Below are 20,861 nucleotides of genomic sequence, written 5' to 3'. Positions count from 1 at the left end.
GAATGGAGGCCTTTTTTGTGATCAACGCAGCCATCATGATACTGGCATATGCCCATGCCCATCCGCAAAGTTATCAGGTTCGCACGGTACCTTATCAAAATGTCGCCAGTATTCTTTTAGACGACCGTGTGTTGTTTCCTGAACAATCACTCTTTTTCCCACCAAATCGGTTACGGGTTATCCGTTTGCCAGAACATTTTGCATTCAATAATCCTGAGTTAGGCGCATGGTTATTAAGCCTGCTGCCTGAATTGAGTGAAGACGCTGAGCAGGCTTCAACTAATAATATGTGGTTAACCACGAGCCACCTGACCAAGGCACGGCGCCTGCTCATTGAGGTGTCATTTGAATAATGCTGTCAAAGCCGTCTTCACCCGTGGCCTGCGCGCGGTGCTGATGGCTTTCTTCCTTTTCATCGCACGCGCTTTTTTAACTTGGCCATGGCTGTCCTTCATCATCGGCGCTTTTCTGCTTTATGGTTGTCTTTGTTTTGGCTACGCTGCCTTTTTAGCTTGGACCCAGCGCTCATAACCGGGATTAAAATGATTTAGACGAAAAAAAGATGCTGTGAACAAACAAGTATGTCTGTTCACAGCATCTTTTAATATCGCGCTTGGGTAGATAGGGATCGAACCTATGATTATGGATTCAGAGTCCACTGCGTTACCACTTCGCTACTACCCAATAACTTAACAACGAGTAATATCTTAAAAAATTTTTGCGCACTTGTCAACGTCTTTTTTTATGAAGGTGCAAAATACCTGATTCTGGCGTAAACTATTACCAATACTTAAGAAGTGAGGCGCAAGAATGAAAATTGAATCTGCATGCACCTCGATTCTGGTCGGTAAGAAGGCCAGCATCGATGGTTCAACGATGATCGCACGTAACGACGACACCTTCAGTCCCCTAACACCACAACGTTTCTATATGCACGCGGGCTGGAAAGGCGAGAAATCGCTGCACGTTAAATCACCTTTGAACGGTTTCGAAGCAGACTTGCCGGAGAACGGCTATCGCTATAATGCTGTCCCAAATGTTGAGAACGATAAACTCGGTGATTACGAGGAAAGCGGGATCAACGAACGCAATGTCGCGATGTCAGCCACCGAAAGCACTTACGGCAATGAACGGGCGTTGGGGTTTGATCCGTTGGTTAAAGATGGGCTTGATGAAGACTTGATCGTCAACATGGTGCTGCCATTCATCGAATCTGCTCGTCATGGGGTTGAGTATCTGGGTCAACTCATCAAGCAATACGGCTCTCCTGCTGGCAACTCGGTGTTGTTTTCCGACAAAGATAATGTCTGGTATATGGAAATCGTGACTGGCCATCATTGGGTTGCACAGCGCATCCCTGATGATGCCTACGCGATTGCTGCTAATCAGGTTGCTATCCAGCAAGTTGACTTTGATGATACCGACAATTTTGTCTGGAGTGAAGGTATTCAAGAATTCGTCGATGCGCATCACCTGAACACCGACAAAGAAGGTTGGAACTTCCGCCACATTTTCGGCACGATGAATGAAAAGGATCGTCACTACAACACGCCGCGTGTGTGGTATGGTCACAAAATTCTGAATCCAGAAATCGAAGCTGATCCCGAATCAGCCGAATTGCCATTCATCATGCATACCGATCACCTGATCAACCGTGAAGACATTGCCCAAATCCTCGGCAGCCATTACAACGAGACACCATTTGATCCTTATGGTCATGGTAGTGATGCCGATCGTTTCCGTTACCGGCCAATCGGCTTGAACCGTACGCAAAATTCACACATTTTGCAGCTACGCCGTGATGTCAATGAAGGACTTGCTGCCATTATGTGGCTAGCGATTGGCATGCCGACTTTCAGTCCGTATGTACCGTTTTATTGCAACGCCAACGATACAGATCCAAGCTACTCTAAAACGCCGAAAACATTCGATATTGATGCCGATTCAGCTTACTGGCTGCATCGCCTCTTGGATGTGTTAGTCGAAGCGCATTACACCCAGTTTATTCAAGCAGATCGCGATTATTTAACTGCCCTGAATCGTGACTATCGTGAAATGATCCAAGCCACCGACGACGGTGCCAAGGATCTTGGGGATAAAGAGTTGACGCAGTATTTAACTGAAGCCAATTACAAGTTAGTTGATCACACCAAGCAAGCTACTAAAGCTTTGATTAACAACTATGTCATGGAAAGTTTAAAACTGTCGAAGTTAACGTTTAATATGGATAAAAATCTTTAAGTTATAAGCGAATGACATCAAGCGGTCCGAATCTTGCGGCCGCTTTTTTGCTGACAACTTCTTACAACCGATCCGGCATACCTCACCCAAATGGCAATCAAAAGGAGGCATTGATCGCTATGTCAAAATCTCGTATCGAAGCGTTTAGCGATGGCGTGTTTGCCATTTTAATCACTATTTTGGTGCTTGAATTTCATCCCGTTGCTGGCCGACCAGGGACGCTGTTGCACCAAGTAACCGGACAAATGCCATTATTAATCACTTACCTCACCTCTTATTTTTACGTCGGTACCTTGTGGCTTTTCCACCACGACTACTTTACTCATGTTAAGAGAACCACCACGGCGCTGAATATTTTGAATCTCATCCTGTTATTCACCGCAACGTTAATCAACTACAGCATGTCACTGGTTGCAATGGCGTTACGAACCTTGAATCATGCTGACATGCAGGTAGCGTTTATTGTCTACGACATTGTCGCTCTCTTAATTTCGCTTTCTTATTGGTTGATTTATCATTATCTAAGCACCCATCCACAACTCACCGATCATGGCATCACCAGTCCTACACAACGTATCGATCCGTTAATCAGTGGCTTAATTTATGGTAGTTCCATTTTGGTCAGTTGGCTGAACGTTTGGATCGCTGGCGTCTTGCTACTTCTTGGTATCGTCTTCCATTTCATCGCTTATTTACGCATGCGCCTGCCTGCTATGCATTAAGGTTTTGGGACATGTTGCCAAGTCCCTATTCTTTTCCTTTTCTGACCCACAAAATGTGTCTGCGTTTATTTTCAATCATGAAAGCATCCCCCAAAATAGGTTTGACCGCCCGATCACACTTGACGTAACATGGCATTATTGTCTTAAACACAGGCAGCAAGCGGCTCCGTGCCTTGCAATTATTTTAAAAAGGGGGCGTTACCCTTGGTGCGCGAAATTCAGTTACGCTGGTTACTGACAGGTGCCTTACTTAGTAGCATTGGCATGAGTTTCATCTGGCCTTTAACCAGCATTTATTTGCATAATCGCCTAGACATTTCGCTAACTGTCATCGGTGTCGTTTTACTGCTAAATTCGCTTGGGAGCGTCGTCGGCAGTATCATTGGCGGACGTCTGTACGACCAAGGCGACCCCTACCGCCTTGCTTTGTTTGGTGTGGGGCTCACCGGCTTGGTCTTGATCGGTTTGACCTTGTGGCACGGCTGGCCAGCCTACAGCATTTGGCTGACCTTACTGGGCATTGGCTCCGGGTGGAACATTACGATGGTGAATTCACTCGGCACAAGCATCCGGTCAAAAGACGGCCGCTATGTCTTCACGATGCTCTACTTTGCGCAAAATGTCGGTGTTGTGGTTGGCACTGCGTTGGTTGGGTTTGTTTATGATATCAGCATTACCCTACTTTTTTTGATTGCGGTTGTGTTATATGGCATTTTCTTTGGGATCGTGCTAATCAAATTCCGACCGGCGGCAAAAACAGCGCAACCGACACGAAAAGAAACGACGACCGAAACACCAAAGCCGAGTTTGCCTGGTGCAAACAAGCTGATGTTGACCACTTTCTTTTTTGCCTTGCTCATCTTTTGGCTCATGTATCAACAATGGTCATCCAATTTGTCCGTCTACATGACTGGACTAGGCATTCCGTTACGCAATTACAGTTTCCTGTGGACCTTGAATGCCGCTTTAATCGTCGTCATTCAACTCTTCTTAAACTGGTTCAACGAACACGTCAACGGCATTCAGATTATCTATCAAATTCTTTTTGGTCTCGTGATGGTTGCCATCTCATTTCTCATTCTGATCACCGCGCACACATATGCGCTTTTCATGATCGCAATGATTGCTTTGACAACTGGCGAAGCGACCGCATCCCCTGCTATTCCTGCACTCGTTAACGATCTGACTCCGCGTGAAATCAAAGGCCGCTACCAAGGTTTCGTCAATTCTTGGGGTTCCGTTGGTCGCGCACTCGGGCCATTATTCGGCGGGCTAATCATCGACTGGCTCAGCTATCGCAGTTTGTTCATCATTGCCGCAGTCGGTGTGTTTGCGCTAGTCGCTGTGCTTATCGTTGTTTGGATCCGAACTCGGCGGCGATTGGTGCGATATCAGTAATCCGAATCGAACTACTTGGAAACGCAGGCTTAAATCCATTTATCGAAAAGCTACGGCGTTGTCTGACGAATTGAATTGGGAATGCACTAGAAGATGCCTTACCACGAACCTTTTAGGAAAATAAGCGCCACTAAAAAATCAGGTCGTGGGTTCTCGCAAGTGCGAAAGTCCACGACCTGATTTTATGCAGCTTTGTTGTCTGTTGAATCCTTCAAGTTCTTAATAGCCTCTTCAACCGTCCGACCAGTTCCAAAATGGTTCTGATCATGTGCGTCAATTGCTACAAACAACTGGTTTTTAGTGTCTAATTGTAATCGATATTGCATCATGATGATCGCCTCGCTTAATCAAACTTCTGGCCTGCCAAAGCCTTCAAGCAGGCTCTACCTTTATCATAGAACTTATGTCAAGGCAGTTTCTGGATCAGTAACAGCCTTTGACAATCAATGATTGACGCGCCTTATCAAATGCGTGATATTAACACAATTAATAATGAGCATGCTAAACTCAAAAAAGGAGGTAATTGCTTATGCAAACAAAAAGAAATATCAACTGGTTTCATCTCATTTTGAGCATCGTCGTCGTTGAGCTTATTGGGTCCCTTTCCGGTCTACTCGCAGGTAATATCAGGGGCATCTATACATCCTTAAAGCTGCCGCCACTTTCACCACCAGCCGCTGTCTTTGGACCAGTATGGATCATCCTCTACTTATTAATTGGCGTTGCTGGTTACTTAGTCATCAAAGACACGACATCGCGTACCCAAAAAACCATCAATCTCAGTCTTTTTGGCAGTCAACTGCTTCTAAACTTCATTTGGAGCATCGTGTTTTTCGGCGGCAATAGCTATTGGCTCGGACTGATCATCATTATAGTGCTTGATTTGGTTGTCCTTGCCTGCATACTCGCCTTTCGCAATGTGAATAAACTGGCAGCCTACCTGTTTGTGCCATACTTTGTTTGGATTTTATTCGCTACCTATTTGACGTTAGGAGTAGCGATGATGAATTAGTGGCTTGCTGGCCAATATTTTAAAATAACTACGCAACTAAGATACTAAAAGAAGCTAGCCACGAGGGTTAGCTTCTACACCAGTCTTCCAGACCGTGTCGAGGTCATCGGGGTACCCTCCCGATGGCCTCTTTTCAATATTTATAATGTATCAACAGTGACTTTTTTGTCAACTTTAAGGTTAAATTTGTGTGATCTACGCTGGTTACTCTGACTGGTATATTGCGAAGCGTCTTGGTTACACCAGTTTAAAGGAACTTCACCGCATGTACGGCCATGTCTTCACGCAAATGCAGGCCGAAGCTGACACCAAGTTGCGGGTGTCAATCGGTCAAGAGTATCTTGGAAAAAAAGGGACAAAGTAGTAAAAATGCCTTCAAAAGACTGAAAACATCATCGGTCGCCACATTCCGTGCTGGACGCTGGATTCAGCGATCATTAGGGGACTTCTAAAAACTCAATGCATTTATCACCGCCCAAAACCCTTGAGGCACAATAGTTTCCACGTTTCAGGGGGGATTTGCCTTTTTCCACGAATACTTGTTCGTGAAAGTCCCCGATCAATGCCCCCTAAGTTATCCCTTTTAGTCCTTTCTCCCAAAACAAAACCCCCGAAACACCATTCTAAAGGCATTTCGAGGATTTCATTTGTTCTTATTTGTTCTATTTCTCACCCGTACGGGATTCGAACCCGTGTTTCCGCGCTGAGAACGCGGCGTCTTAACCCCTTGACCAACGGGCAATGAGTGGCGCTTAATATCGTACCTAAATTATTCTACAGGAAAGTGCGAAAATGTCAAATACATTTTGACAGCACTTGGTGTCAACTGATGCGGGTTTTCGCTTTTTCCTGTCAGTCATTTTGGCTAATGATAGATGATGCCACTCGTGTTGCTAATAAAGTTTCTTTTGAGCCGATTGATAGTCTTTGAATGCCCCGATCGTCAACTCGCGATCATGTTGGGTCAGAGCAAGCATGTCGCCTTTCAAGCCGGCATTGATGAAATCATAGATAGCGGCATCGCGAAAGCCAATTGCCGCAGCATCGTCTGCTGTGTTGCCATAGTATACCTGCTTAATGTTGGCCCAGATAATGGCGCTGAGACACATGGGACATGGCATGGCAGATGTGTAGAGTTCACAGCCGGTTAAGTCATGTGTGCCAAGTGCCTGGCCAGCTTTTCGAATCGCCGTGATCTCGCCATGGGCGGTTGGGTCGTGATCAACCAGCACTTGATTATGCGCGCGGCTGACAACTTTACCATCTTTGATGATCACACAACCAAACGGACCGCCATCGCTACCATTGACGTTTGCCTTGGCTTCTTCATTGGCCATTGCCATAAATTCTTTTCGATACATAAGCGATTCCCTCCAAAAAGACAGTACTCACCACGCCAAAAATTCACTAGCGAGCATTTTCTTGATGGCATCCGAATGATTAGATGCCTTATATCCCAAAATCCACGACAACTTAAGCCTTGATCTGATTAACCAAATCCGCAACAACTGCGTGCGCCAATTGACTAGTAGCTGGTGACACCGGGTTTTTCCCTTCTGGATCCGCCACAGCCTGAACAAAGGCCTGAACCATTGGCTGAAAACCGCGCGTTGTTAACATCGGCTGCCAATCAGGCGCGAATGTCTGCGTTGCCCCGCCACGTCCGTAAACGACGAGTTGATCAAGATTCTGCACACGCTGAACGCCACTTGGAGCCGCAACCTGAGCTTCTTCAAGATTGGTACCTGCTTGTAAGTCAATCCCGGCTTCACCGCGGATGCCCGGTGCGGTGAAAATCACACTAGCTTGCTGCAGTTTACCATCATCGCCGGTATGCAATGAATATCGGGTATTTGGTTTTTCTGGATAGCCTGCCAACATTAAGGCCGTATCTACCGGATGAATAAAGAGATCCCACAGTGCATGTTCTGGATCGTCAGGGGCATCAATCCGATTTTTGTCAACGCGAACGCCTGTTTTATCATCGACTTCAGCCAAGTCCTGAATCATGGGCGCAAATCGTCGATTGAATCCAACCGTTAGCAGCACGTGCTGGGTATCGGCTAAATCATATAATTCATTGATTTGGCCCATATCTGTGGCAAGTGGTTTATCAACAAAAACGTTGACGCCTTTTTCCAGAAAATGTTTCACATACTGATAATGGGTTTCCGTTGGCGTGTGAATCATGATGGCATCGAGCGGTTGCGCATCCAAATCCTCTAAAGTCGTGCCCGCAATCGCAAGTCCGTCTTGTGTTGCCAATTGTTGCAATTTATCGTCGTTGCGGGTGCTCAGTACCCAGTGCACTTGATTCTGCATTTGTGTGTAAACTGGCAGATATGCTTTCTGCGCAATCGTACCAAGTCCCATGACACCAATCGTTAACATCGTTTCACCTGTTCTTTCATGACAAAATAATTTACTTTCACACTAGCACAGGCCCCTGTCAGGGTAAAGATAAGCATTCGTAATGATCCGCCTGCCTAACCAAATGCCACTATTATTAACACAGTATACCACTGGTCCTGTCCTTCTATTTTACGCCTCTCCGTTCTTAACGACCATTCAGCGACAACTTGAAAACTTTCAAAAAGAAGTTTACGGTTATTATGTAAACTAAAATAAAGTAGCCGCTTTTGTACGCTTCTTGAGCCTACACGGATCGTCACACCAAACGCGAGATGACAACTAGTCCGCTCTTCTTTTTTCTACTCAAATTTAAGCGACGCCTAAAGCGACACAAAGTACCATTAATCATACAAGGAGGACTCGTTGTGAAACCTGCAAAAACTAAGTTTAGTGATGCCCCTGATGGCAGTATTCATCAATATGATCAGATTTTGAAATATTTTAATGATCAACCAGCCGATCAAACGAAACCGCGTGGTAATCGGATCACATTTGTCACAACCGGCATTATCGGTTTTGATGGCGGTCAAACAACGATGCTGCATCTAGGTACGCTGCTGGCCAACGCCGGTTACGATGTCTACTATTTAAGCTATGTCCCACAAAGCCAAGACGAAATGATTCAGAATGCTGAATTTAATTATCCCGGTTACAAAGGAACCTGTCTGCCAATGGGCGAACTTGAGTCCCATCGTTCCGATATTTGGGTCGCCACGTTATGGGAATCCGTTTATGTGATCAAGAACAAACCGGGGTACAAAATGTATTTTGTTCAAGATTACGAACCGTATTTCTATCCATATGGCGATCGCTATCAGATGGCGCGACGAACTTACAGTCTAGGTCTGCACATGGTATCGCTTGGTCCATGGTGTGCCCACATGATCACCATGCATTGCAAGGTTCACAGTCCTATTGATGTGATTAACTTTCCTGTCGATGTTGCACGGTATCCATTCAAGGAACGCGACATGACACCTTATGAACAAAAAAAACAAATCAAGCTTGCTGTCTATACCAAGTGGAGCAGCCCGCGGCGCGCACCCATCAACATTCAGATTGTCCTCGAAAATTGCCGCCAGTTACTGCGCGCCAAAGGAATCGATCTCAAAATTCAATACTTCGGTACCGGCCGCAGCAAACGATTCATCAATGGTGAAAACCTTGGTAAGCTGACTCCCCCGGAATTAAATCGACTTTACCAAAGTGCTGATTTCGGGATCGCGCCATCTATGACCAATTTTTCGCTTGTCCCTTATGAAATGATGAGCACTGGCCTGCCTCTCATTGATTTTAAGGAAGGCACAGGAAGCTACTTCTTGAAAGACGGGACCTATTTTGCCAGTCACCTTGATGAACGAGATCTGGCCAAAACGCTTGCAAATGCTTGTGCCAACCCTGACACGATCAGCAACCAAGTCCAAAATGGTCAAGCCTTTCTTAAAACGATCGGCTGGGACCGGACTGAAAAAGACATGCTGGCGATCATTGCAAACTTGTATGCTAATGTCGATGTGGTCAAATCCTAAAAAAACTGACTGTGAAGCTAGCTCGGTGCTTGTCGCCGGGCTTTTTTTCTGGGAAAATAAACCTTGGAATAATCGACAAAAAACTTATTATGTTTAAACAACTAATGTCGATATTAAAACTTTGGAGGGAATAACATGTCAACACTGGGAAGTATTTTTGTGCTGCTCGGGCTAGTGGGACTCATATGGGGTATTGTCAGATTGATTCGGCAACGCAAACATCCGCTCACCAAGCGCTTAAACTTGATCATACTCGTTGGTGGGCTTGTCTTATTGATCGCTGGCGGACCGCTGGTAGATACGAAAGCCGCATCGGGATCACCACAGCAAACATCGTCAACCAGCAAAACCAAGGCGCTATCTGCCAAACAGCAGCGCCAACTCAAGAGCGAAAAAGCTCGTGGGAAAGTTTTACTGGCAGCGAAAGCCAAGAAGACATCTGAATTAAAAGCACTTCGCAAACAAGAGACCAGCTTAGAATCTGAAGTAAGTTCGCAAGTTGCTGCTTCCAGCGAAGCTGAGGCTTCATCGTCTAGAGCGGCATCTGAGGCAGCTTCCAAAGAAGCATCGGCGAGCCAAGTTGCCGCGTCTGAGCAAGCCGCCGCGGCCTCATCGCAAGCAGTTGCAGCTGCACAGGCAGCCAAACAAGCTGAAGAGGCTCAAAAGTCAGCCGCTAAGGAACAGGCAGCACAAACACAGCAGGCCACGACTAATGAAGGTGACATGAATACGGCTGAACAAGGCACCATCATCGGAAACAGCCGCAGCAAAATTTACCATGTGCCTGGTCAAGCTGGCTATCACATGAATTCAGCCAACGCGGTTTACTTCAATTCAGAAGCTGATGCACAAGCAGCTGGTTATCGAAAGGCCTTACGATGAGAAAAAATAAATTACTTCAACTTTTCATGCCGCTGGCCGTTGTTGTTCTTCTTCTCGGCGGTTGCAGTACAACTAATAGTCGTTCAGTAAAGTCAGCTGGCGATCCAGTTGCCAGCCAAACCAAGGCTAACAAAAAGACGCAGTCAGCTATCAGCAGCCTTGATTCAGAACTGACGGAAAAACGCAAAGAGATCACCGATCTCAAAGCCAAGTTAGCGAAAACACAACCTGCTGCAAGTGAATCATCAACAAGTGCTGCTGCCACGACAGCGTCCGATCTTGCCAATCTTGACTACACTGGCCAACAAGAAATCATTGTCAACAAAAATAATCCTGCATTCACTGATGCTGATCTATCTACTGCCAAAGGTGCTTGGGCAACTTATTCTGATCTCGATGGTCAAAATCGCGTGACAGATGCAAATGCGCTTTTAAATAAATCACTCATGCCAACAGCCAAGCGTGAACCACTCACATGGAACCCAACTGGCTGGCACAACAAGAAAACCGCGCATGGTTGGCTGTACAATCGCAGCCATCTTATTGGTTATCAATTAACCGGCGAAAACAACAACCCCAAGAACCTTATGACCGGCACGCAAACCCTTAATACACCACTCATGCTGGCTCATGAGATGGATATCGCTTATTACCTCAAACAAAGCACCAGCCATTATGTCCGCTACGAAGTCAATCCAATTTTCCGTGGCAATGAATTAGTGGCTCGTGGTGTTCAGATGCGTGCGCAAAGTATTGGTGATAATCAAGTCTATTTTAATGTTTACATTTTTAATATTGAACCTGGTTATACAATCAACTATGCTGATGGGACAAGCACTAAGAATTAAAATCTATCAGCGTCACTTAAAGCCGTTAGACGTCATAACAGTCGAAGCGGCTTTTTTGATTCAGTTTTTGGAGGTCCCTCATGACAAATCAAATCTTTTTTGACGGTATCCTGCTTCTTTTAACAATCGGTGCCATCACAGAAATAACTGGTGTCGTTAAAGTCATAAAAGCAAAACGTCCGACAAAAGGTGCCAATTCTTATCAAGTTGTCAGGTTATCGGCAAAAATGTTGAAAACATTTCCTGAAGAAATGAAACGGGCCGAAAAAGTCGCTTTGCTACTTCGCCTTAACCTATTCAGTCTGAGTGCCTGCATCGGTTTCCTGATTGCTGGCATCTACCAACTTAATGTCTACGCTGACCCAACAGTTTGCCGTGTAAGCGCTTGGCTAACGGTAATTGTCACCATCACTTTGATTTATCTAAGCTGTCAGTCATACACAATCTCACGTCACATGATGGAGAAGTATTTCGAAATATCACCGTCGAGCAAAGAAGACATTCTCCCCTTCTCACTTGAACAAGGTCACCGCAGTTTTATCGGTAGGATCACGGCCCTATTTGGCTTGTTAATCATGGAGGCAGCATTTGTGCTGATGGTGATTTTTTAGACTTAAACACATCATTGATACCACCCATGTACGCTGCTTTTTAAAATTGATACAATCTGAATCACTCCGTATAATAGGCACCAAGTACTGATGCAAAAAGAAGCTAGCCATGGATCGAAAACGTTTCTTGGCGACCCAGCTTCCATCATCATATGACATACACAAAAAAATGGAGGATTTAAAATGAAAATCATTAATGTCAAACTTGTCGTCAAACCAGATCGTGATGCAGCATATCGGCAATTCATCGCCGCTTTGGTCCAAGGTTCACGTGCGGAACAAGGGAACCTTAGCTACGATCACTATCAAAGTCTCACCACTCCGAATGAATATGAAATCATCGAACATTGGCGAGATGCTGAAGCGGTTGAAAGTCATAATGGGACGGCGCATTTTCAAAAGTTTTTGGCTGGAATCAATGAATTTCTGACTGAGCCTTTAGAAATATTGCGCATGAATGACCATGCTTAATTTTTCAATCAAACACCATAAACGATTGTTTGGACAATGTCATCGTTAAATCCTTAACCGTGCAAAGGCTGTCTTCGTACAGAGCAAGAAAGAGGCAAATCATGGACATGCCAACAATTGAAGCCTTAAAAAGGGCTCGCATTAAGTGGTTAGATGTATCGTTTTCTTATAAGGACAAGAACCACTTCATTGAGATTCGCACGCCGTTTCCAGACATGTTTCATGATAATATTTCTCTGGTTTCATACAAAGACGCTGATGGCAATTTGATGCTGAGTGATGACGGTTATACCATGGACGAACTTGGAACCTTAGGATTTGACACGAACACATCAGTTAAAAGAAAGAAGTATTTCAATGACACTCTCCTTTCCTTCGGCGTTCAATATGCCCCAACTGGTGAGCTAACCATCAAAATACCTTCCCTCTCCAAATATGCACAGGCAGAATTACAGCTTATTCAATGCATCACGCAGGTTGGCGATATGCTCGCAACTTCAAGAGATAGAACCAAAGACTTATTTCTAGAAGATGTTGTCAACTTCTTAATTAACAGCGATATTTCGGTCAATACGAATGTTAAAGACACAGGTCAAAGTGGCAATAACATCAACTTTGAAATTCTGATTGGTCGAACGAAAACAACCTCCGCTAAGGCATTAAAACTAGTGAATAATCCAACTGGAAATGCCTACAAAGAACCAATCTTTTCAATTACATATGTACGTTCATTTAATGATGAAATTAAGTTTTACTTGTTCGCAAACGACCTGGAACGTAATATTTCGCCAAGCTTTCAGTCGGCAGCAGAGGGTTACAATATCACGCTGTTGCCATGGTCTCAAAAAGCCAGTTGGATTGGTCAGTTGAGGCTGGCTTGAAGTAGCGTTGCCGAAACACTTTTCTAAGACCTAATAGCACTAACGGACACGAACTAGTTCGCAACAAGCGTTCTCAACCGCTGATATTAATATGCCAACTAGATATTGGGTCAATATATGGATATAGGCTTGATTTCGCGATGTCGTTTATCACCCGCTGAAATCACACCGTGTTTTTAGTCTATACACCAAAAGAAAGCCAGTACTGGCAATCCCGCGGACACAAAAAGAGCCTCAAAATTGGTACATAAATGTTTTGACCCTTTTGGCTATTCAGTCAAAATTCAGTCACGAACATTTACAACACAATTTTGAGGCTCTCATTTTTTCCTATCCAAACGACCTCAAACCCACGCTATTAAAGCCGTGCGTTCAATTCCTTGGTCATATCCTCATAACCCGGACGGCCGAGCAATGCGAACATGTTCTTCTTGTTGTGATTTGCTTGAGCACTGATTTCATAGGGTTTCAAATCGCCGGTGTAAAAGCAAAAATAGCTCTATATCAATTTCTTAGGTTTCATAATTTCGGATTCACTTCACCACAACTTCACCACGAATTACTTATATTTATATTATTGCATAAGTAAAAAAGCCCTCCACCCGCGTTAGCGAGCAGAGGGCTATTTTTGTTACCTGATATACAGACTTTCTCCTGGATGAATGACGCTGTAGATTGACTTGCCATTGTTAGCAGCCAGCGTGTACATGCTAATGCCGTACTTGCTGGCAATGCTCCAGAAGCTGTCACCAGAGCGGACCGTATAATACGTGTGGCTTACCGGTGAGGTGTATCCAGACGAACGCGAGCCATAGCTCTCCCCACCATTCACGCCCAAGGCAACATAATGATACCTGCCTGAGTAGCTGAGATAACGTGCCCAAACATATGTGCCACGGATATACACATGATCATACACAAGGATCTCACCCGGCACATAGCTGCCAACTGCTGTGTATCCTGTACCAGCACCAGTGCGGATGTTAACAGTTGTGGACGGCTTGAAAACACCAGTTTGCGCATAGTCGGTATCACTGGCTGCTGTTGAAGTAGACGGTTGCGATGGTGTTGCGGGCTGTGATGGCGCGACAGGTTGTTGACTGTAGCCATTATCGGTTACGCCAAGCAAGTCAACGTTGCCATCAAGACCGCCTGCCGCATGCATAGAAGTAAATTGGTAGAGCGCAATGCCGGGCATTGACGGGAATACACCATAATCTGGCAATGCCCGAATCTGATAGTCCGGATAGGCCGCGATCCACAGTGAATTGGGAAACTCCGCTAGAATGCGCTGATAGTCAACGTGTGCCAGTGTATACGGCTTGTAGCTGTAATACATTGGCGTATATCCCGCCTGCGCAATGCGCCGCATACCATATAGAATGGCATCGGTATTGGCAGCCATACTTGATGAGGCACCGTCCTCATAATCAAGAGCAACAATAGAACCTTTCGGCGTTAGAATCTTGGGAAGGAAGTAGTCAAGTGCCTGTCGACCAATATCAGCACTGCCACCGACCCCGTACCACAGATAAGTATGGGCTTTGAGCCCATTCGCCTGTGCTGCCTTGACTTGGCTTGCATACGTCCATTGATCATACAGCGTACCGCCTTGTGTACCGCCAGCCTGAATGATCGCGAACTTGTTATTCGTGCCATATTTCCCGCTGGCTCCCTGATAAACTGCCCAGTCCACACCGATATCTCCCTTTGCCGCATTTACCTGCGATGGCAGGGCAAAAGAAATAGCCGCCAAGAAGGCGACTACCAAGGTGATTAGTTTAGTTTTTAATTTCATGGTGCCCTCCTTATTGCTGTGGAGCAACAGATGATGGTGCCAGTTGAGCCTTAACTGCATCTGCGGCTGCTTGAGCTGCGGCAGCTACTTTGTCTTGATTAGATGCTTCCTGATCAACTGTCTTTTGTGGATAGGTTTCTGCTAGGCTATCCTTCAAATCCGCATAGGCTTTCTCAACTGCGTTGGCAATCGTCTGCTCGTCTGTGCTGGTGAAACCAAGTGATTTTAAGCCGTCTTTCACAGCTTGAATGGCAGTCGATTTCTTAACCGCACCGTCAATCGCCTGTGTCACACCGAGCTGTTCTGCCGCTGTTACCGCAGCATTTGCCAATGGGCCTAATACCTTTACCAAGGCCAATGCCTGCTTGTTAGCCAGCAACTGTTTTGAGATCCAAGCCCCAATGATCGGGATTGCTGCTACTGCAAGTGATACCAAAAGTTCTGTCAAATTATTCATGATTTGTTTTCCTTCCTGAGACGCTCATTCTCACGTCTCAATCGATCATTATCTGCGCGTAATCTGTCGTTCATGTCCTCAAGCTCATCATGCCTGTTCTTCCGTTTACCCTCGCGGTAGGTCAGATAAGCAATAAGCGTTGGAACGATGGTTGCAATGTATGGAGTAGAATCGACAATAATTTTAGTTATCGTTGCTGTCACGGCTATCACTCCTTCGTGCCAGAATCAGCACGAAGGCTGTTATGATCGCATTGCTGATCCAACTTGAGTAGATTCCAGTTGAGATTGAGGTCAGGAATTGCAGTATTGTCAAGAACGACATTAAAAAGCTGGTAGTAGTAAGCAACAGACGATTGGTCACCGCTAACTGTGTTTCCCATAACACCCAACCCCCAATCCCGAGCCCATCAATTACAAACAAAAACCCCACAATGTCATCGTTTAACCAGTCAGAGTAATGTGGGGGCCAGATGAAATAATGGTCATTGATGATCAGAAACAAGCCAATGGCAACCATGCCAATGGCGAGTGCTGCGTGTGTCGGGTGATCTCTGATTTTATTTAGCATTGTCATCACTTCCTTCCATAAAAATAGCCGCTAGCTTTTGCTGGCGACATAGTTACTGCCTGTAATTTGCTTGTATTGATCTGGGGTGATCATTACCGGTACATAAGGTGCTAAATCAATTCCCCAACTGTAAAGTAGTGCACACTGATCATAATTAGTCACTTGATTTCGCCGCCTTTAGCTGTGCTACTTCAAGAGTAAGTGCAGCAATCATCTGCTGTTCTGGTGACGGTGTTGGCATTGCATCAGTCGGATAAAGATCAGTAACCCGCTGTTGATCGACAACAATTTTACCGTCAACGAGCTTAGAAGCACCTGCGACAATCTTTTTGAGTTCATTCTCGTCTATATCAACCACATTATCGCTTGTGTAGTCGGTCCCCCATGCATAAATGAAGCCGTCGGCTTGTGTATCAAGTCTTACTTTCATATCTACTACTCCTAATATTCATAAACGCCAACTAACACAACGCCACCTGCGGCACCATCTGAATTCTTTGTGTTTCCATCAATATGATCAGCATAAGCATATACATACTTCGAACAATTGGCATTGCCATAGTTCATGATGCTTAGAATTCGTCCAGCGCCTGGGTACTTAAGCACACTCGTTTTTGAGATCTCCGTTTCGCGGATTCCTGTACCAGAAAACGTTCCGTTGGAGTATTCACCCCAGACTAGTTTCCAGCCATTCAGACAATCCGTAATCTTCTTTGAAGGGGTTATAGACTGAGCATTGCCAGACCAGCCAAGAAGCGAAACCCCTTGCCACAAAGTATTTGAGACGTTATTCAGTTGATAAATTTTTTCTGCATCAAGGCTGCTTGTGTTGTAAGTAGCGTTATTACCCAAGCCACTAATTAAATCTGAAAGCTCTAAAACACCCATCGAGATCCTGCTAGTGTGCAGTCGGGTTGTTCCATCAGTTTGCGTAATGTATGACGACATGCCATCCGGGTTTAATTCAGTATGATATTTTTGGCCGTTTGCTTTGCCATTGTCATCTTCAATGCTTCCGTCAATAGAGTATGAAGTGCCATTAAGGGTCAAATTACCAGATGATAATATGCCTGATTCATTAATAATCGCGTGTGAAAAAGGAACATTAATCTTAGGAGAATTGATGATCGCGCTATTAATTGTCACGGCATTTAATTCAATGATATTCAGAACCGCCTGAGCGATTGATTCGGGAATCCATGAAGATCCATTCCAACGTTTTAAAGCAGTTACAGAGCTCATTGTGGCACCAACCCACCACAACGAATTCGTTACAATTGTTCCAGTAGGCGCTGCCGTTTGCACATAAGTCATTGGCACATTTTGGCTGCCCGGAGGACCTTGCGGTCCAGTATCGCCTTTGGCCCCATTAGTGCCTTGATAGGCCACGCTGTAAGACGTGTTCTGTGTCCCATCTGTGTACAACGTTACTGTTCGCGACCACAAATAAGTCCCTTGTGATGCGGGCGGGATGGTTGAACTCCACGTACCAGATGGTGCAGTGGTACCGTTAGTGCCAATCTGGTACGTGACTGCTGATGATTTAAGTCCAATGCCATCAGCGCCATTGGCTCCCATTTTGCCAACGCTGTAAGTTGTACTGGTTGATCCATCAGTCATGGTGATGATCGTTCGTGACCACAGATATTGATTAGCTGCAACATTCGGTACGGCATCAGACCATGTTCCTGTTGGAGCAGACACCCCAGACGATCCAGCCTGATAAGTCACAATCGACGATTGTATGCCAATACCGTCTTTCCCATCTTGTCCCTTATTCTGTTTTGCCAGCGTTTCAGCAAGAGCACGATATTCGGCACTTACTTGACTAGCTTGAATCAAATAATCTCCAAGCGTTGCCGTCCCTGATTCATTTGAGTATGAATAGGTAAGCTCTAGGACTCTTGCAGAAAGAAAAAGCTGTTCATCTTCATCAACCAGATAAACAGTGTCGCCTATATTGACAGTATCAGGCAGCTTGGCAATGTCGACCTCGTAATTGACTGCTGGATGATTGAACTTCTCCAAGTCAGATAGAACCGATTGTAGAAGCGTTGCTTGAGTAGTAGCTTCGTAGGTCTTGTTGCGAGTGATATGAGCGTCAACAGGATTGGTATTAGTGTTAGATAGCAAGCGGCTCCAAGTTCTAAGCGCTACTGGGTCTCTTAATACGCCATCACCGCCTAATACGTAACGGCCGTTGGGATCGGTCCAGCGGTAGCCCTTGAGTGTGATAGGATCGTTACTACCCTCCGGTGTACCTCCGGTACCAGCAATAGCAGTACACAAGTCAGCAATATCACTAGTCGTAACAATCTTATTAAGGTCAGTGTCTACACGCAGATAAATGCCCTTGTTACCGCCGATGTGTTTCCTAATATCAATATACTTTCCGATGACGGACAAGCCTCTGACTTCAAACCGGAAGCTTAGCTCTACACCGAACTGCGTGGCAACTGACAGAATTCTGGTAAGAATAGATGAATCGTCTGAATCCCACTTCAAAGTCCGCGTTAGATCCGGAATCTCGTTGTATCCAACCACAAATCCAGAATTGCCAGCAAAAAGTTCAATATACTGAGCGATTGTCATTGCGCTTGAGGCCGCATAAGCACCAACGGTGCCATTAATTAGATCAATGCTGGCGTCCTCTGCCACAAACGTATTTGTACCTGCTAGTGGATCATGCTCGGAACTCAGAATGGTTGTCCAAACTGATTCACCAGCACGGCCCTTGAACAAAACAAAATTACCTACCTTAGCCATTTCTTTGACCTGAGCCGACTGATCTGGAGAAAAATGCAGTGTTGCGCTATAGGAGCGGTAGCCGCCATCAACTGACTGATAGTCACCTTCTTGACCACCAATATCATCAATAGCAATCACTGAACTAGACGCAAGTTCATCAGTTGACGCAATGCCAAGCTGGTTGTATTTTCTGTCGGTAAAATAAAAATCAGCCATTACAAGAACGCCTCCCTGAATGCTACTTCTAATTCATATGGCTGTGCCCAAGAAGAACGTTGGGCCAAAATTTGTGTGTCACCCGGAAGCAACCTGAATTTTTTCCAGTCATTATCGATGAGTTGAAGGTCGGCATTAATCACGCCATTAACCAGTATCTGACGGTTAGCAACATCAATCGTTGCAACGTCTCCAGCACTAAAGCGATTACTAAGATCAGCCCAATAATCAACGTTAAGCCATTCAATATCCATGTCATAAACGCCCATATCGGGATATGGATAGTTTTCAAATCGCTGAAACCAAAGCGTCGCTCCCGTGATTGGAAGCGATGCTTGATCTGATGTCAACATGATTGGCGGCATTATCAGCGGTGGATTTCTGGTAACCACTTCAGACGGTTTAATACCGCCTTGAACAATACCAGCAAGTTGCAGATTGAGCGTATTACCAAGCTTGGTCAACTTAGCCTCATAATAGCGTCCGTTGCTGAAAACACTTCGGTTAAGAGTCTGCTGGAAAACCAACGTTGAGCCAGCAAACACTTGGACATCAACATCATCTTTACCAGCATAGTTTGACCTGATAATCACCTGATAGGCCACGCCCGTATCATTATCGAGTGTCATCTCAATGGCACCTAAGGCACTCACGTTGGAATTGAACTTGTAGCGCCATTTGGCTATGAAGCTCCCTGTATTGCTGCCATTAGATGCATTTGTTGTCTTAAGATGCAGGGAAGGCCCTTCCCAATAGTATGAATTGGTTGGCAAGAAGACTGGCTCAACTGCGGAACCATCGTCATCGGCATACTTAACCGAGCCTTCCATGACATTCTTTTGAGCCGCGATATAGTAGTAATGGCTGTTAGTTTGGCCAGTGTTATAAGCCGCACCAGCTGGCTCTTTATCAAAGCCTTCATATCGAGCAACCTCTGATCGCTGCCGTTCAACACCATCGGCTTCTTCTGGATTGCCAAACTGTAAAACACCACCTTGGCTATTGATTAAAGCAATCAAGCCGTTATCCGCATGCATAGTTGTCGTAATAACTGGCTCAACAGGATAAGTTCCGCCATTGTGTACTGTGATGGTGTCGGAATAGTATTCAGGATCCGCTGGGTTAGGTGACCATGGAGACACAGTTGATCCTAATTCAACCTTAAGAAGCTTTATTTGAATCGTCGAGCTCGGGCAAAAAGCATTTATAGAAAATATTGGACTGCCGTCATCAAGATGAACAGCGTTGATAACCCTTATGAAGCTTAATTGGACATAATCATCAGAATCAACTTGTTGGGCTTGACTATCTTCTTCCCAATCAGAGCCATTAAAATATCCTGAAGAAATGCTGCCTTGTCCTTGAACATAAACTGATATAGTGACTGTCATTTCTGATGTAATCCAGCTTGATTCGCTTTGACTAACAGTGTGCTGAATAACAGACTTGCTCGTATTGGCGGATGTGATAATGCCGTATTGATTTGTTATGGTGCCATCAGGAGTCCATATGCTAGGATTCCAATCGTTGCTATTTTTCCAACCAAATCCAGTATTGTGTAGCTGATTTGCTGGATAATTCTTGTATGGCATGTTGTCAGCCGTCTGTGTGGCTACCGAGTGCGCAATGCCATCGGGAACAAATAGCGTGAACGAAGAAGTGATCGCATTCCGGCCTTTAGGAACATCGTCAATATCAGAAAAAGTAGCAATCCAATATTTTGATGGGTCATCGTTGAAAGAAACCTGATGGTTCTCACCGTGAAGTATGTCATTGAGCTTATAGAATGCCTGTCGGAACGAAAGATTGTCCGCTGCTGCAAGCCTGTAGCCAACAACAATCTCACGAGAAGGGTTCCGAACATACTGGATAAACTCACCATCTGACTTGCCAATCGTTTGTTTTTCGATTGACTGGCTTAGTAGTTCTCGGCCACTGACTTGTAGCGTGCTATAACCCGGAATCAAGTCTTCAATGTAATGGCCATCTATTAGCATCGCCTCTGCTGGGCGCTGATTATCATCAGAACCCGTGAAGGGCGTTGTTTCTCTGAAATCATACAAAA

General features: G+C 45.1%; 24 protein-coding genes, 2 tRNA genes and 1 pseudogene. 13 read left to right on the top strand and 14 right to left on the bottom strand.

Features of this window, described 5'->3' with window-relative positions; genetic code table 11:
• The first annotated feature begins 17 nt into the window (after positions 1-17).
• Positions 18-353: a hypothetical protein gene (locus tag ACWPAB_RS06420; protein WP_003569937.1), complete on the top strand. Its 336-nt coding sequence runs from the start codon at positions 18-20 to the stop codon at positions 351-353.
• Positions 346-531 (top strand): hypothetical protein, encoded by a 186-nt coding sequence (locus tag ACWPAB_RS06415; protein WP_003564917.1) that lies wholly within the window; start codon positions 346-348, stop codon positions 529-531. The genes ACWPAB_RS06420 and ACWPAB_RS06415 overlap by 8 nt, the downstream gene beginning before the upstream one ends.
• Positions 532-613: 82 nt before the next feature.
• Here the strand turns inward: ACWPAB_RS06415 and ACWPAB_RS06410 are convergent.
• A tRNA-Gln gene (locus ACWPAB_RS06410) sits at positions 614-684 on the bottom strand.
• Between the two features lie 126 nt (positions 685-810).
• Here ACWPAB_RS06410 and ACWPAB_RS06405 point away from each other — a divergent pair.
• The 3 genes from ACWPAB_RS06405 (at position 811) to ACWPAB_RS06395 (ending at position 4,361) form a co-directional block, all read left to right on the top strand.
• Positions 811-2,241 (top strand): C69 family dipeptidase, encoded by a 1,431-nt coding sequence (locus tag ACWPAB_RS06405; RefSeq protein WP_003564915.1) that lies wholly within the window; start codon positions 811-813, stop codon positions 2,239-2,241.
• 119 nt (positions 2,242-2,360) lie between these two features.
• A complete protein-coding gene (locus ACWPAB_RS06400) occupies positions 2,361-2,963 on the top strand; it encodes a TMEM175 family protein (protein ID WP_003569935.1) in 603 nt (200 codons plus the stop codon).
• Between the two features lie 204 nt (positions 2,964-3,167).
• Positions 3,168-4,361, top strand: a complete 1,194-nt coding sequence (locus tag ACWPAB_RS06395) for an MDR family MFS transporter (protein WP_003569933.1) — start codon at positions 3,168-3,170, stop codon at positions 4,359-4,361.
• 182 nt (positions 4,362-4,543) lie between these two features.
• Here the strand turns inward: ACWPAB_RS06395 and ACWPAB_RS06390 are convergent, their stop codons facing one another.
• Positions 4,544-4,690, bottom strand: coding sequence for a hypothetical protein (locus ACWPAB_RS06390; protein ID WP_003564909.1), 147 nt, complete (start codon positions 4,688-4,690; stop codon positions 4,544-4,546).
• Between the two features lie 200 nt (positions 4,691-4,890).
• On the opposite strand from ACWPAB_RS06390, the gene ACWPAB_RS06385 reads away from it, so the two are divergent.
• Positions 4,891-5,373, top strand: coding sequence for a TspO/MBR family protein (locus ACWPAB_RS06385; protein ID WP_003569930.1), 483 nt, complete (start codon positions 4,891-4,893; stop codon positions 5,371-5,373).
• Positions 5,374-5,563: 190 nt separating this feature from the next.
• On the top strand, positions 5,564-5,737 hold the full coding sequence (locus ACWPAB_RS06380) for a hypothetical protein (protein ID WP_003569928.1): 174 nt from the start codon (positions 5,564-5,566) through the stop codon (positions 5,735-5,737).
• A gap of 305 nt (positions 5,738-6,042) precedes the next feature.
• Here the strand turns inward: ACWPAB_RS06380 and ACWPAB_RS06375 are convergent.
• From ACWPAB_RS06375 to ACWPAB_RS06365, 3 genes are all read right to left on the bottom strand, one after another.
• A tRNA-Glu gene (locus ACWPAB_RS06375) sits at positions 6,043-6,114 on the bottom strand.
• A gap of 152 nt (positions 6,115-6,266) precedes the next feature.
• On the bottom strand, positions 6,267-6,734 hold the full coding sequence (locus ACWPAB_RS06370) for a nucleoside deaminase (RefSeq protein WP_003569926.1): 468 nt from the start codon (positions 6,732-6,734) through the stop codon (positions 6,267-6,269).
• 112 nt (positions 6,735-6,846) lie between these two features.
• On the bottom strand, positions 6,847-7,764 hold the full coding sequence (locus ACWPAB_RS06365) for a Gfo/Idh/MocA family protein (protein WP_003574638.1): 918 nt from the start codon (positions 7,762-7,764) through the stop codon (positions 6,847-6,849).
• 386 nt (positions 7,765-8,150) lie between these two features.
• Between ACWPAB_RS06365 and ACWPAB_RS06360 the strand changes: the two genes are divergently transcribed.
• The 6 genes from ACWPAB_RS06360 to ACWPAB_RS06335 all read left to right on the top strand — a co-directional run bounded on the left by ACWPAB_RS06360 (position 8,151) and on the right by ACWPAB_RS06335 (position 13,007).
• Positions 8,151-9,314: a glycosyltransferase gene (locus tag ACWPAB_RS06360; protein WP_003587712.1), complete on the top strand. Its 1,164-nt coding sequence runs from the start codon at positions 8,151-8,153 to the stop codon at positions 9,312-9,314.
• A 135-nt stretch (positions 9,315-9,449) separates the two neighbouring features.
• Positions 9,450-10,196 (top strand): sunset domain-containing protein, encoded by a 747-nt coding sequence (locus ACWPAB_RS06355; protein WP_003569912.1) that lies wholly within the window; start codon positions 9,450-9,452, stop codon positions 10,194-10,196.
• Positions 10,193-11,044, top strand: coding sequence for a DNA/RNA non-specific endonuclease (locus ACWPAB_RS06350; RefSeq protein ID WP_016382265.1), 852 nt, complete (start codon positions 10,193-10,195; stop codon positions 11,042-11,044). The genes ACWPAB_RS06355 and ACWPAB_RS06350 overlap by 4 nt, the downstream gene beginning before the upstream one ends.
• Before the next feature lie 80 nt (positions 11,045-11,124).
• A complete protein-coding gene (locus ACWPAB_RS06345; RefSeq protein WP_003569908.1) occupies positions 11,125-11,655 on the top strand; it encodes a hypothetical protein in 531 nt (176 codons plus the stop codon).
• Between the two features lie 183 nt (positions 11,656-11,838).
• Positions 11,839-12,126: a putative quinol monooxygenase gene (locus ACWPAB_RS06340; protein ID WP_003564892.1), complete on the top strand. Its 288-nt coding sequence runs from the start codon at positions 11,839-11,841 to the stop codon at positions 12,124-12,126.
• A gap of 101 nt (positions 12,127-12,227) precedes the next feature.
• Positions 12,228-13,007 (top strand): DUF1828 domain-containing protein, encoded by a 780-nt coding sequence (locus ACWPAB_RS06335; RefSeq protein ID WP_003584221.1) that lies wholly within the window; start codon positions 12,228-12,230, stop codon positions 13,005-13,007.
• Between the two features lie 358 nt (positions 13,008-13,365).
• On the opposite strand, the pseudogene ACWPAB_RS06330 reads toward ACWPAB_RS06335, so the two are convergent.
• The 9 genes and pseudogenes from ACWPAB_RS06330 to ACWPAB_RS06290 form a co-directional block, all read right to left on the bottom strand.
• Positions 13,366-13,440, bottom strand: a pseudogene (locus ACWPAB_RS06330) (glucose-6-phosphate isomerase); the annotation flags it as partial.
• 198 nt (positions 13,441-13,638) lie between these two features.
• Positions 13,639-14,805 carry a LysM peptidoglycan-binding domain-containing protein gene (locus ACWPAB_RS06325; RefSeq protein WP_016381949.1) on the bottom strand — a complete coding sequence of 389 codons (1,167 nt, stop codon included), beginning with the start codon at positions 14,803-14,805 and terminating at the stop codon, positions 13,639-13,641.
• A 10-nt stretch (positions 14,806-14,815) separates the two neighbouring features.
• Entirely contained in the window at positions 14,816-15,262 is a 447-nt protein-coding gene (locus ACWPAB_RS06320; RefSeq protein ID WP_016381950.1) for a phage holin, read from the bottom strand.
• The gene (locus ACWPAB_RS06315) at positions 15,259-15,465 is read right to left on the bottom strand and encodes a hypothetical protein (protein ID WP_016381951.1); all 207 of its coding nucleotides are present in this window, start codon (positions 15,463-15,465) and stop codon (positions 15,259-15,261) included. Before ACWPAB_RS06315 ends, ACWPAB_RS06320 begins: the two co-directional genes overlap by 4 nt.
• Positions 15,446-15,832 carry a hypothetical protein gene (locus ACWPAB_RS06310; RefSeq protein WP_016381952.1) on the bottom strand — a complete coding sequence of 129 codons (387 nt, stop codon included), beginning with the start codon at positions 15,830-15,832 and terminating at the stop codon, positions 15,446-15,448. Before ACWPAB_RS06310 ends, ACWPAB_RS06315 begins: the two co-directional genes overlap by 20 nt.
• 30 nt (positions 15,833-15,862) lie before the next feature.
• The gene (locus ACWPAB_RS06305; protein WP_016381953.1) at positions 15,863-15,994 is read right to left on the bottom strand and encodes an XkdX family protein; all 132 of its coding nucleotides are present in this window, start codon (positions 15,992-15,994) and stop codon (positions 15,863-15,865) included.
• Positions 15,987-16,262, bottom strand: coding sequence for a phage protein (locus ACWPAB_RS06300; protein WP_016381954.1), 276 nt, complete (start codon positions 16,260-16,262; stop codon positions 15,987-15,989). The genes ACWPAB_RS06305 and ACWPAB_RS06300 overlap by 8 nt, the downstream gene beginning before the upstream one ends.
• 11 nt (positions 16,263-16,273) lie before the next feature.
• Positions 16,274-18,796 carry a phage tail spike protein gene (locus tag ACWPAB_RS06295; RefSeq protein ID WP_016381955.1) on the bottom strand — a complete coding sequence of 841 codons (2,523 nt, stop codon included), beginning with the start codon at positions 18,794-18,796 and terminating at the stop codon, positions 16,274-16,276.
• Complete coding sequence (locus ACWPAB_RS06290; RefSeq protein ID WP_016381956.1) at positions 18,796-20,859, bottom strand: distal tail protein Dit; 2,064 nt, start codon at positions 20,857-20,859, stop codon at positions 18,796-18,798. Before ACWPAB_RS06290 ends, ACWPAB_RS06295 begins: the two co-directional genes overlap by 1 nt.
• Between the last annotated feature and the right edge of the window lie 2 nt (positions 20,860-20,861).

The organism is Lacticaseibacillus sp. 30, assembly GCF_053819265.1.
The sequence above is the reverse complement of the archived record's forward strand: the minus strand, read 5'-3'. Positions and strand labels throughout refer to the sequence as shown.